At 76.6% G+C, this 12,486-nt stretch carries 10 protein-coding genes and 1 pseudogene; 7 read left to right on the forward strand and 4 right to left on the reverse strand.

Annotated elements, in window-relative coordinates:
* Window positions 1–46: 46 nt before the first annotated feature.
* Window positions 47–580: a SigE family RNA polymerase sigma factor gene (locus ACIF6L_RS29225; RefSeq protein ID WP_329490929.1), complete on the forward strand. Its 534-nt coding sequence runs from the start codon at window positions 47–49 to the stop codon at window positions 578–580.
* Between the two features lie 2 nt (window positions 581–582).
* Window positions 583–1,536: a hypothetical protein gene (locus ACIF6L_RS29230; protein WP_396490479.1), complete on the forward strand. Its 954-nt coding sequence runs from the start codon at window positions 583–585 to the stop codon at window positions 1,534–1,536.
* An 83-nt stretch (window positions 1,537–1,619) separates the two neighbouring features.
* Here ACIF6L_RS29230 and ACIF6L_RS29235 read toward each other — a convergent pair whose 3' ends face one another.
* The 3 genes from ACIF6L_RS29235 to ACIF6L_RS29245 form a co-directional block, all read right to left on the reverse strand.
* A complete protein-coding gene (locus ACIF6L_RS29235; RefSeq protein WP_396490481.1) occupies window positions 1,620–3,197 on the reverse strand; it encodes a carboxyl transferase domain-containing protein in 1,578 nt (525 codons plus the stop codon).
* Between the two features lie 154 nt (window positions 3,198–3,351).
* Complete coding sequence (locus tag ACIF6L_RS29240; protein ID WP_396490482.1) at window positions 3,352–4,164, reverse strand: sirohydrochlorin chelatase; 813 nt, start codon at window positions 4,162–4,164, stop codon at window positions 3,352–3,354.
* Between the two features lie 107 nt (window positions 4,165–4,271).
* Entirely contained in the window at window positions 4,272–5,420 is a 1,149-nt protein-coding gene (locus ACIF6L_RS29245; protein WP_396490484.1) for a uroporphyrinogen-III synthase, read from the reverse strand.
* Window positions 5,421–5,755: 335 nt separating this feature from the next.
* Here ACIF6L_RS29245 and nirB point away from each other — a divergent pair, with 335 nt between their 5' ends.
* The 5 genes and pseudogenes from nirB (at window position 5,756) to ACIF6L_RS29270 (ending at window position 11,678) form a co-directional block, all read left to right on the forward strand.
* Window positions 5,756–8,350 (forward strand): nitrite reductase large subunit NirB, encoded by a 2,595-nt coding sequence (nirB, locus tag ACIF6L_RS29250; RefSeq protein WP_396490485.1) that lies wholly within the window; start codon window positions 5,756–5,758, stop codon window positions 8,348–8,350.
* Window positions 8,347–8,679, forward strand: a pseudogene (nirD, locus tag ACIF6L_RS29255) (nitrite reductase small subunit NirD); the annotation flags it as partial. The gene nirB and the pseudogene nirD, both read left to right, overlap by 4 nt.
* 86 nt (window positions 8,680–8,765) lie before the next feature.
* A complete protein-coding gene (locus tag ACIF6L_RS29260; RefSeq protein WP_396490487.1) occupies window positions 8,766–10,124 on the forward strand; it encodes a nitrate/nitrite transporter in 1,359 nt (452 codons plus the stop codon).
* 92 nt (window positions 10,125–10,216) lie between these two features.
* Entirely contained in the window at window positions 10,217–10,888 is a 672-nt protein-coding gene (locus ACIF6L_RS29265; protein ID WP_359806257.1) for a helix-turn-helix domain-containing protein, read from the forward strand.
* Window positions 10,889–11,066: 178 nt separating this feature from the next.
* Entirely contained in the window at window positions 11,067–11,678 is a 612-nt protein-coding gene (locus ACIF6L_RS29270; protein ID WP_396490489.1) for a universal stress protein, read from the forward strand.
* Between the two features lie 20 nt (window positions 11,679–11,698).
* Here the strand turns inward: ACIF6L_RS29270 and ACIF6L_RS29275 are convergent, their stop codons facing one another.
* A complete protein-coding gene (locus tag ACIF6L_RS29275; RefSeq protein ID WP_396490491.1) occupies window positions 11,699–12,457 on the reverse strand; it encodes an alpha/beta hydrolase in 759 nt (252 codons plus the stop codon).
* Between the last annotated feature and the right edge of the window lie 29 nt (window positions 12,458–12,486).

The raw sequence follows: 12,486 nt of genomic DNA on the forward strand, positions 1-12,486 counted from the left end.
AGCGGTTCCGGCCCGGTCCGGGCTCAGGAGGGGTGAGGAGGTGCTCATGGGAGAAACGAAGACCGACCGGGACGACGAGTTCCAGGCGTTCATCGTCGGGGCCTGGCCACGGCTGCTGCGTACGGCGTACCTGCTGGCCGGGGAGCAGTACGCGGCCGAGGACCTGGTGCAGTCCGCGGCGGAGAAGGCCTGCGCGGCCTGGGGGAAGGTCCGCCGGGCCGAGGACCCCTACGCCTACGTGCGGCGGATCCTGGTGAACCAGCACGCCCGCCGCTTCCGGCGCCGCCCGCCGGAACTGCTGGTCCACGCCGTGCCGGAGACGGCGGGCGAGGAGGACGGCTACGCGCGGTCCGACCAGCGCTCGGCGTTGCTGGCCGCGCTCGCCACCCTGCCGCCCCGCCAGCGCGAGGCCGTCGTGCTGCGCCACTGGGAGGACCTGAGCGACAGCCAGGCCGCCGTGGCGATGGGCTGCTCGGTGGGAGCGGTGCGCAGCCAGGCGGCGAAGGGGATAGCGAGGCTCCGAGAGGTCTCGGTGCTGAAGGAACTCAAGGGCATGACACACGTCGGAGGTGCGGTATGAGCATGCGCGGCAACGACCGGACGGGCGCCGCGGGCGCGACGGACGACGGCGACTCGGCGGTGTGGGTCGGGCTCGGGCTGGCGGAGGCCGCGGCCGGGGCGCGGGTCGGGGCGGTGCCGCTGCCGGAGATCATGGCGGGCGGTCGCCGGTTGCGGCGGCGGCGACGGACCCTGGTGGGGGCGGTCGCGCTGGGCACCGTGGTGGTGCTGGCCGGCGGCACGACGATCGGTCTGCACGGAGCCGGCGCGGGCGGCACGTCGGTCGGGGCGCTCGCCCCGGCCGGGTCCGGGACCGGCGGCGGCACCGGTGGCGGACCGGCGGCCGACACCTCCACCACCACGGCCCCGCCGACGGCGGCGGTCCGCGACCCCTTCACCCCGGCCCGGGCGGTGGTCGCCCAGGGCACCGCCGACGGCAAGGAGTGGAAGCTCTGGATCGCGCTCTGGCCGCTCGCCCGGCAGGACCAGGCCTACCAGCAGGCCCAGGCGATCTGGCAGGAGCGGCACGCCGTGGACCCGGAGCTCACCGCGCCGACGGAGGAGTTCGTCAAGCAGTACTGGCAGCCCCGGGACGACGTCACGAACACCTACTTCACGGTGGACGGCGTGCGCCTCGGCCATGACTCCCAGGGCAGCGTCCCGGCGCCGTCCGCGCCCGCGACGCCCGTCGACACGGTGGGTTCGCTCAGCGGGGGCCTGGTCGGCCACCGGGGCAAGGGCGACACCGTGGCCCCGCTCGACGTGGTGTCGGCGCGGCTCGACCCGAACGTCGGCCGGGTGACGGTGACCTGGACGGACGGCACGACGTACGAGCCGCAGCCGGTCACCGTGGGGGACTCCCCGGTGCGCTGGATCGCGGTGGCCCGGCCGGCGGGCAAGGCCGCGCAGACGTGGCAGCTGTTCGACCGCGACGGCGTGCCGATGAAGGGCGGTGACCACGTCGACTTCCTGAAGTGAGGCCGGACCCGCCTCCCGGGGGAGCCGCGGCTTGTCCGACCGTTCCCGCCGCGCGCCGGTGCGGCGCGACTGGTCAGTGAGTCCTAGGCGGAGCCGCCGCGGGCCGTATCGACGAGCAGGTCCCCGAGCCGGCGGTGGCGCCGGGCGCGGGCGGTGAGCCGCTCGGCCTCCGGTACCCCGGCGAGTGCGGTGAGCGCCGCGCCGACCGCCCGGCCGAGCCGGTCGCAGAACGCGGCCGGCTCGTCGGCGGCGTCCGGCCGTTCGGGCACCACGGCGTCGACCAGGCCGACCGCCGCCAGGTCGGCCGCGCCGATGCCCTGCGAGCGGGCGAGGTCGGCGGCGTGCGCGCCGTCCCGGTGGACGATCGCGGAGGCGCCCTCGGGCGGCAGCGGCGCGAGCCAGGCGTGGCCGGCGGCGAGCACCCGGTCGGCGGGCAGCAGGGCGAGGGCGCCGCCGCCCGAGCCCTGGCCGAGCAGCACCGCCAGCACCGGCGTGCGCAGGGCGAGCAGGGTGGTCAGGCAGTGCGCGATCTCGACGGCGATGCCGTCCAGTTCGGCCGCCGCGGACAGCTCGGCGCCGGCCGTGTCGACGACGGTGACCAGCGGCAGGCCGAGCTGCTCGGCGAGCCGGGCGCTGCGCCGTACGGCCCGCAGGTCGGCGGCGGTGAAAGGGCGTTCGTGGTCCGGACCCTGCCGTTGCTGCCCGACGATCAGGGCGGGCCGGCCGTGCAGGACGGCGAGGGCCCGGACCAGGGCGCCGCCGCGGCCGCCTGGCGCGTCCAGCAGGACCAGCTCGTCGGCCGTCCGGCGCAGCAGCTCGCGCGCCCCCGGCCGGTCGGGGCGGCGGGTGCGCCGCACGGAGTCCCAGGCGTCCGGCTCTCGGGCGGTCGCGGTGTCCGGCGCGGGTGCGGCGTCCGGTGCGGTCACGGTGTCCGGTGCGGGTACGGCCTCCGGTGCGGTCACGGAATCCGGCACGCTCGCGGCCGGGGCCAGGACGGCCAGCGACCGTCGGAGCACCTCCCGCAGGTCCTCCGGCGCCACCACGGCGTCCACCAGGCCGCGCCCGGCCAGGGTCTCCGCGAGCTGCACGTCCGCGGGCAGCTCCACGCCCCGCAACTCCTGGTACACCCGGGGCCCGAGGAACCCGAGCCGGGCCCGCGGCTCGGCGAACACCAGCTGTCCCAGCGTCCCCCAGGAGGCGAAGACCCCGCCCATGGTGGGGTTGCGCAGGTAGCTGAGGTACGGCAGGCCGGCCGCGCGGTGGGCCTGGACGGCGGCGGTGATGCGCAGCATGCAGAGGAAGGCCGCCGACCCCTCCTGCATCCGCGTCCCGCCCGAGACCGGCAGGGCGACCAGCGGGAGCCGCTCGGCCGTCGCCCGTTCCACGGCCCGGGTGATCCGTTCCGCGGTGGCCACCCCGATCGAGCCGCCGAGGAAGCCGAACTCGGAGGCGACCAGCGCCACCGGCCGGCCGGCGAGCAGCCCGACCCCGGTGATCACCGCTTCGTCCACCCCGGTGCGTTCGCGCGCCCTGGCCAGTGCGGCCAGGTAGTCGGCGTCGGCCGACTGCGCCCCGACCGGCTCGTCCCAGCTCCGGAACGAGCCCTGGTCCACCAGCAGGCCGATGAGTTGACGTGCCGTCAGTGAACTTCCGGTCCCCACAACCCACCCCGCCGTCCGAGCCGTCCGCATCGACAAGATCCACCCTACGCAGCGGCCGACCAGCCGTCCCGGACCGACGGGCGGGTGTGACCGGGTCGACAGCTTCGGGGGCGGGGGTTGCGCGCGCCGACCGCGTCGACCGCTGTGCGCCGGCTCAGCGGAACGCGGCGGCCTCCTCCCGCCGGGGCACGGCGGTGCGGTTGGCGTGGTCGGCGCGGCCGGGGCGGGCCGGGCGGCAGGCCCGGTCGTAGCGGTCGGCGACCAGGCGGGCGAGCGCGTCGTGCGTGCCGAGCGGGGCGCTGGTCCACCGGGCGGCGGTGCCGGCCGCCCGGTCGGCGAAGAACCCCGGGCCGAGCAGGTAGGTGGCGACCGCGACCTCGCGGTGGCCGGCCGCGTGCAGGGCCTCGACCGCCTCCTGCGGAGTCGGCCGGGCCGCCGAGAGGTAGGCGGGGACGACCGGCCGGCCCTCGCCGAGCCGGCGGGCGAGCAGCCGCGCCGTCCGGGCGGTGTCCGCGGCGGCGTCCGGGTCGGAGGAGCCGGCCGCCGCGAGCACCACCGGTCCGGCGCCGGCCGGGCGGCCGCTCTCGGCGAGCCGGTCCGCCAGGGCGGCGGCCAGCAGCGGGCTCGGGCCCAGCGCGGGGGCGAGTCGGACGTGCGGCAGACCGGCGTCGGCCAGCGCGCCGGGGATGTCCACCCGCAGGTGGTAGCCGGTACCGAGGAGCAGCGGCACCAGGACGGCGGGCTCGCCGGCGGACAGCTCGCCCAGCGCGGTGGGCAGGGAGGGCGCGGCGAGGTCCAGGAAGCAGCAGCGGACGTCGAGTTCGGGGCGCAGCGCGCGGACCCGGGCGAGCAGCGCCCTGGTGGCGGCCGTTCCAGCCGGATCGCGGCTGCCGTGGGCGACGGCCAGCAGCACCGGGCGGCCGCCGCGCGGCGCCGGCCGGGCCGCCGACTCCCGCACCGGGCTCATCACCGGCCGGGCCCGGGGACCGTCTCCGGGCAGCCGGTCCGTCAGGTTCCGCGGGGCCGCGTCGGTCGTCCGCTCCGGCCCGTTCCGCCTCGCGGCTGTCCGGCGCATCAGGCCGCCGCCAGCCGGTAGCCGCGCTTCGGGACCGTCCGGATCAGCTCGCCGTGCGGCCCGAGCGCGGCCCGCAGCCGGCCGATCGCCGCCTCGACCGCGTGCTCGTCCGCCGCCGCGTCCACCCAGACGGTGCGCAGCAGTTCGGCCCGGCTGAGCACCCGGCCCGGCTGTTCGGCGAGCGCCCGCAGCACGGCCGCCCCGCGCGGGCTCAGCCAGTGGCTCTCGCCGTCGACCAGTACGGCGTTGCCCTGGAGGGTCAGCAGCCGTCCGGCGAGGGCGAGTTCGCGCCGGTTCCGGCCGGGCAGTGTCTCGCCGAGGTAGCGGACCAGGGAGCCCAGCCGGCCGCGCTCGGGGAACAGCACGGGCAGGCCGAGGTCGGCGAACGGCCGGGCGCAGAGCGCGCCGACGCAGACCGGCAGGACGTCGCCGCGCAGGGCGTCCAGCAGCGGCTCCCGCAGTCCTTCGGCGGTGGCCGTCTCCACGAAGGCGCTGACGGCCGGGGCGCTGGTGAAGGTGAGCGCGTGGACCTGCCGCCGGACGGTCTGCTCGACCAGCCGCCGTACCGGCGTCGGGTCGTCCGGGGCCTCCCAGCGGTAGACCGGTACGGAGATCACCTCGGCACCGCGCTCGCGCAGCGCCGCCGCGAAGGCGTCCAGCCGGACGCCGTGCTCCTGGATGGCGACCCGACGGCCGGCCAGCGGGCGGGCGAGCAGCCAGGTGAGCAGCTCGTCGGTGGCCTCGGAGCCGGGGGAGAAGGCCTCGTCGAGGCCGCTCGCCCGGACGGCGCCGGTCGCCTTGGGGCCGCGGCTGAGCACCACGGCGTTGCGGCAGGCGTCGGCCAGGGCGGCGCCCCGGCCCCACCCCTCGGCGGCGCTCATCCAGCCGCGCCAGCCGACGCCGGTGGTGGCCACCACGTAGTCCAGCGGGGCGGCCAGGCAGAGTTCGGTGGCCCGGCGCAGGGCGAGGTCGTCGGCCAGCGGGGTGATCCGCAGCACGGGGGCCTCGACCACCTGGGCGCCGCGCCGGCTGAGCAGGGCGACCAGTTCGTCGCGGCGGCGGGCCGCGGTCACCCCGATCGTGAAGCCGGTCAGTGGGCCGGGGGGTGCGCCGGGACGCGGGCCGGTGGGGGTGGGGGAGGTTGCCATGGGCGCAAGGGTGCTTTCTCCGCGTTACGGCGGGGTTGCCCGCCGGTCACCCGGGCGTAAGCGAAACCGGCCCCCCGGTTACGGCTGATGTCCTGCCGCGCACCCCGCCCCCCGGAGGCCGTGAGCGAGGCGTACCGCGCGCGCAACACGGGGGACCCGACCGCGAAACGACCACCGGTCAGATTCTTCGGCATGAGGGCGGCACCCGACGGACCACTCGCCGGACACCCGCCCCACCCGCCGGACACCCGCCCCACCCGCCGTACCCGCTCGCCCGAGCAGCCCCCACAGACCCCGCCACCCCGCACCCCCCGTACGACCCGAGGAGTACCGCGATGACGTCGCACTCGCCCGACCGACCACGGGAGCTCGTCCTGGTCGGCCACGGCATGGTTGGCCAGCGCTTCCTGGAGGCCTGGACCGAGCAGCCCGGCGCCGATCGCTGGCGGGTCACCGTCCTCGCCGAGGAGCCGCGCCCGGCCTACGACCGCGTCCACCTCAGCTCGCTGTTCGACGGCCGGACGCCCGAGGACCTCGCGCTCTGCCCGCCCGGCTTCCTCGCCGAGCACGGCATCGACCTGCGCCTCGGCGACCCGGTCACCGCCATCGACCGCGCCGCCCGTACGGTCACCACCCGGGCCGGCCGGCAGGTGCGCTACGACGCCCTGGTGCTGGCCACCGGGTCCGCGCCCTTCGTGCCGCCCGTCCCCGGCCGGGACGCGGCCGGCTGCCACGTCTACCGGACCATCGAGGACCTGGACGCGATCCGGGCCGACGCGGAGCGGGCGACGATCGGCGTGGTGGTCGGCGGCGGCCTGCTCGGCCTGGAGGCCGCCGGCGCGCTGCGAGCCACGGGCCTGTCCACCCACGTGGTCGAGTTCGCGCCCCGGCTGATGGCCGTCCAGGTGGACGACGGTGGCGGGGCCCTGCTCCGCCGCAAGATCGAGGACCTCGGCGTGACCGTGCACACCAGTGCCGCCGCCGACGCCGTGGCGACCGGGCCGGAGGGCCGGGTGCGGGCGCTGAGCCTCTCCGACGGCCGCGAACTCGCCGCCGACCTGGTGGTGTTCTCCGCCGGCATCCGCCCGCGCGACCAGCTGGCCCGCGACTGCGGCCTGCCGGTCGGCGCCCGCGGCGGCATCGTGGTCGACGAGCGCTGCCGCACCGCCGACCCGGCCGTGCTGGCCATCGGCGAGTGCGCCCAGGCTGCCGACGGCCGGGTCTACGGCCTGGTCGCCCCCGGGTACCAGATGGCCGAGACCGCCGCCCGCGAACTGGCCGACCGCCCCGGCGACGGCTTCGTGGGCGCGGACACCTCCACCAAGCTCAAGCTGCTCGGCGTGGACGTGGCCAGCTTCGGCGACCCGCACGGCGCCGCCGAGGGCGCCGTCGACGTGCTCTACAGCGACAGCCGGCTCGGCGTCTACCGCAAGCTGGTGATCGGCGCCGACGGCGCGCTGCTGGGCGGCGTCCTGGTCGGCGACACCGACTCCTACGGCACCCTGCGCCCGCTCGCGGTGGCCGGCCGGCCGCTGACCGTCCCGCCCGAGCAGCTGGTGCTGCCCGCCGGGCTCTCCACCGCCGGACCGGTCGCGCTGCCCGACGAGGCGGTGCTCTGCTCCTGCCACAACGTCACCCAGGGGGCGGTCCGCGCCGCCGTCCGTGAGCAGGGCTGCGACAGCGTCACCGCGGTCAAGAAGTGCACCCGGGCCGGCACCGGCTGCGGCAGCTGCGTCAAGCAGCTCGCCACCGTGGTCGGCGAGGAGCTGGCGGCCGCCGGGTTCGCCCCGCAGACCGGCCTGTGCGAGCACTTCGCGCAGACCCGCGCGGAGCTGTACGAGATCGTCCGGGTCACCGGCATCACCGGCTTCTCCGACCTGCTCGACCGGTACGGGCAGGGCGAGGGCTGCGAGGTCTGCAAGCCGACCGTCGCCTCGATCCTGGCCAGCCTCGGCGGCGGCCACATCCTGGACGGCGAGCAGGCCGCGCTGCAGGACTCCAACGACCACTTCCTCGCCAACCTGCAGCGCAACGGCTCCTACTCGGTGGTGCCGCGGGTGCCCGGCGGTGAGATCACCCCCGAGGGCCTGATCACGATCGGTGAGATCGCCCGCGACTACGGCCTCTACACCAAGATCACCGGCGGCCAGCGGATCGACCTCTTCGGTGCCAGCGTGGACCAACTCCCGGGCATCTGGGCCAGGTTGGTGGACGCCGGCTTCGAGTCCGGCCACGCCTACGGCAAGGCGCTGCGCACCGTGAAGTCCTGTGTCGGCGAGACCTGGTGCCGCTACGGCGTCCAGGACTCCGTCACCCTCGCGATCGAGCTCGAACTGCGCTACCGGGGCCTGCGCTCCCCGCACAAGCTCAAGTCGGCGGTCTCGGGCTGCGCCCGCGAGTGCGCCGAGGCGCAGAGCAAGGACTTCGGCGTGATCGCCACCTCGGTCGGCTGGAACCTCTACGTCGGCGGCAACGGCGGTATGACGCCCCGTCATGCCGACCTGCTGGCAGCCGATCTGGACCGCGAGACGCTGATCCGCACCATCGACCGCTACCTGATGTTCTACATCCGCACCGCCGACCGCCTGGAGCGCACCTCGGTCTGGCTGGACCGCCTGGAGGGCGGTCTGGACCACCTGCGCGCGGTGGTCATCGACGACTCGCTCGGCATCGCCGCCGAGCTGGACGAGCTGATGGCCCGTCACATTGCTTGCTACCAGGACGAATGGGCGGCCACCCTGGCCGACCCCGACCGGCTCCGGCGCTTCTCCTCCTTCGTCAACGCCCCCGGTACCCCGGACCCGGCCGTCACCTTCGTCCCCGAACGCGGCCAGATCCGCCCCGCCCGCCCCGGCGAGGACGGGCGCGTCCTCACCACCCCCGCTCCGGTCCTGGTGGCCGGGCCCCGACTGGAGGTGCTCACCCCGTGACCGTGGAAATCCACGACGGCACCCGCTGGCGTACCGTCTGCACCCTCGACGACCTGCAACCCGGGCGCGGAGTGGCGGTGCTGCTCGACGGCGAGCAGGTGGCCGTCTTCCGGGACCGCTCCGGCGGCCTGCACGCCCTCGACAACCGGGACCCGTTCAGCGGCGCGCACGTCCTCTCGCGCGGCCTGCTCGGCAGCCGCGGCGAGCGGCCCACCCTGGCGTCCCCGATGTACAAGCAGGTCTTCGACCTGACCGACGGCCGCTGCCTCGACGAGGAGACCGCCCCCGACGGCACCCCCGCCGTCCTCAGGCTCTGGCCGGTCCGCAGCGCGGTGGAGCCGGCGCCCGCCGCGGCCCGCCCCGCCGTGCCAGCCCGCCCCGCCGTGCCCGCCCGCGCCACCGCGCAGGCCCCCGCATGAGCGCCGTCGTCGAGACCGGACGCCCCGGCAGCAGACCCGCCCCGACCGTGCTCGCCGGCTGGGACCCGGAGGACACCGCGTTCTGGGACCGGACCGGAGCCCGGATCGCCCGGCGCAACCTGGTCTTCTCGGTGCTCTCCGAACACATCGGCTTCTCGGTCTGGAGCCTCTGGTCGGTGCTCGTGCTCTTCCTCGGCCCCGAGTACCACATCGACACGGCCGGCAAGTTCACCCTGACCGCCCTGCCCACCGCGCTCGGCGCGACGCTGCGCCTGCCGTACACCTTCGCGGTGGCCCGGTTCGGCGGCCGCAACTGGACGGTGATCAGCGCACTGCTGCTGCTCGTCCCCACCGCGCTGGCGGCGCTGGTGCTGACCCCGGGCGTGCACTACGGCACACTGCTCGCGGTGGCCTGCGTCGCCGGGGTCGGCGGCGGCAACTTCGCCTCCTCGATGGCCAACATCAACGCCTTCTACCCGCACCGCCTCAAGGGCTGGGCGCTCGGCATCAACGCCGGCGGCGGCAACCTCGGCGTCCCGGCGGTGCAGCTGCTCGGCCTGCTGGTGCTCGCCACCGCCGGCGCGGCGCACCCCCGGCTGCTGCCGCTGCTCTACCTGCCGCTGATCGTGCTGGCCGCGGCCGGGGCCTGGTGGCGGATGGACAACCTCGCCGTCCCGCCGCGGGGCGAGGGCCGGGCGCTGCGCGAGGTCGCCCGCGACCCGTACGGCTGGGCGGTCTCCACCCTGTACATCGGCACCTTCGGCTCGTTCATCGGCTTCGGCTTCGCCTTCGGGCAGGTCCTGCAGGTGCAGTTCCACGACCGCTTCGACACGCCGGTCAAGGCTGCCGCGCTGACCTTCCTCGGGCCGCTGCTCGGCTCGCTGCTGCGGCCGGTCGGCGGGCGGCTGGCCGACCGCTGGGGCGGTCCGCGGGTCACCCTGGCCACCTTCGTGGGGATGGGCGCCGGCACGGCCGTCGTGCTGGCCGCCTCCCGGGCCGGTTCGCTGCCGCTGTTCCTCGGCGGCTTCGTCGCGCTGTTCGTGCTGAGCGGCATCGGCAACGGCTCGACCTACAAGATGATCCCGGCGCACTACCAGGACCGGGCCCGGGCGGAGGTCGCGGCCGGCGCCGATCCGGCCGACGCCGAGGCCGACTCGCGCCGCCGGTCGTCCGCGCTGATCGGACTGGCCGGGGCGGTGGGGGCGTTCGGCGGGGTGCTGGTCAACCTGGCCTTCCGGCAGTCCTTCCTCAGCACCCACAACGGCGACGCCGCGTACCTCGGCTTCCTCGCGGCCTACCTGTTCTGCTCGGCGCTGACCTGGGCGGTCTGGCTGCGGCCCCGCGCGTCACGCTGACCGCGGTCGCGCGGACCGGCCCCGGGGTGTCGCCCACCCCGGGGCCGGTCCGGTGCCCGGGCCCGGGCGGACGCGATTGCTAGGGTCGTCGCATGGCATCGAGCAGCGCGACGACCCCCGGCCGGCTGCGACGCGACGCCCAGCGCAACCGCGACCTGCTGCTGGCCGCCGCCCGCGAGCTGTTCTCCCGGCAGGGCCTGGACGTCCCGCTGGACCAGATCGCCAAGGAGGCCGGCGTCGGCAACGCGACGCTGTACCGGCACTTCCCGACCCGCGAGGCACTGATCGCCGAGGTCTTCGCCGACGCCGCCGCACTGCTCGACGGCGCGGCCCGGGAGGCACTGGCCGCCGAGGACGCCTGGAGCGCGATCGAGCGCTACTTCGAGCGGATCTTCGAGCTGGTCGCCGCCGACCGGGGCATCAACGACCTGGTCACCCAGGCCATCCCCACCACCCCCGCGATGATCGCGATCAGCCGGCAGAACGCGGTGACGGTCGGCACCCTGGTCGCCCGGGCGCAGCAGCAGGGCACCATGCGCCCCGACGTCGCCACCATGGACCTGCTCTTCATGCTCGGCCCGCTCTGCCGGGCCCTGCCCGCCACCACCGAGCTGCGCCCCGACCTCTGGCGCCGCTACCTCGCCCTCCTGCTCGACGGCTTCCGCACCCGGGCCGCCCACCCGCTCCCCGTCCCGCCGATCGGCGAGGAGCACCTGGACAAGATGTTCGCCGACCTCTGGGAGGCGGACGGCCCCGGCGCCTGACCCGGCCGTGCACCCCGCTGCCGTCGGGGGGAGCGCCGTCAGGACCGCGTACGGATCGGCCCGCCGCGCGTCAGGGCTCCGTCAACGGACGGCTGCTCCGGCCGCGGCCCGGCTTTGCTGAGTCCGACAGCGAGACACGCGACAGCGCGGCAGGACAGCCGGAAGGACGGGCAGGGCGATGGCGGACAACGGCGCCGGAATCCACGGGGACGAGCCGACGGACGAGCCGACGGGCGAGTCGACGGTCGGGCCGGGTGGCGGACCGGGGGGCGAACCGGACGGGCGCGGTCGCCTCGTGGTCGGGGTCAGCGGGTCACTCGGCAGCCTGGCCGCCCTGCACCACGCGGTCGCCGAGGCCCGCCGCACCGACGCCGAGGTCCTCGCGGTGCTCTGCTGGACGCCGGCCGGCGGCGAGTTCGGCTACCGCCGGTCCCCCTGCCCGCCGCTGCTCAGCGCCTGCCGCGACGCGGCCGTCGCCCGGTTGCGGCAGGCGCTGGACGAGGCCTTCGGCGGCGGCCCGGCGGGCGTCCGGCTGCGCTGCCAGGCCGTGCGCGGGGAGACCGGCCGGGCCCTGGTCCGCTCCGCCGACCGCCCCGGGGACCAGCTCGTCCTCGGCGCCGGCGGCCGCGGGGCGCTCGCCCGCGCCCTGCGCCCGTCCGTGACGGCCTACTGCGTGCGGCACGCCGCCTGCCCCGTCCTGGCGGTACCCAAGCCACCGCTCCAGCGCGACCTCGAAGCCCTCGAACGCCACCACCACGTCCGCGCGCTGCCCCTCACCGTCGGCAGCTGACCGCGGCCCGCCTCCCTCGGTCAGCGGGCCGGGTCGGCGGCCCGGGCCGGTGCGCCGACGGCCGCCGCCTCGGCCAGGACCCGGGCGGTCGCGCGGCCGGCGCGCACGGCGTGGTCCGCCCGGGCGGGGCGGCAGCGCTCCACGGCCGGGTCGTACTCGGTCAGCACCACGCCGGCGTGGTCGGAGTCCAGCTCCAGCAGCCGTACCGGCGAGCGCCGCTCGGTCAGCGCGGCGTGCAGCTCCCGGCTCAGCGCCGCGGGCACCAGGTCGTCGGCGGTGCCGTGCACCAGCCAGACCGGGACGGGGGAGGGCCGCTCGGCGAGGAGCGGCAGCGGGGCCTCGCCCGTGGTCACGGCCGGGCGGCCGTAGGCGGAGGCGATCCCGACGGCCGCCGTCGGGCGGAGCTCCTCGGGGGTGTCCGGGTGGGTGGCCAGCGCGACGGCCTCGCGCCCGCCCAGCGACCAGCCGGCGAGTACGAACCGGGCCGGATCGCCGCCGAACGAGGCCGCCTCCCGGCGGGCGTACTCGAACGACGCCAGCAGCCGCGCACGGCCGCCGTCCTCCTGGTCCGAGCGCCAGTCGGGGACGAGCACCAGCAGCCCCAGCCCCGCCGCCTCCTGAGCCAGCGGCCGCAGCACGTCCCGCTCGTCCGAGCCCCGCCCGTGCCAGAGCAGGACGACGGCCGCCGGACCTTCGGCACCCACCGGGCGGTGGACGTCCATCAGGTGGCCGGGGGTGTACTCGACGACCTCGGGCGGGGTGGGGCGCTGACCGGTCATCCGGGATTCTCCTCGGGTTCGGGACGGGG

This window comes from Kitasatospora sp. NPDC086009, from assembly GCF_044540385.1.
Taxonomy (GTDB): Bacteria; Actinomycetota; Actinomycetes; order Streptomycetales; family Streptomycetaceae; genus Kitasatospora.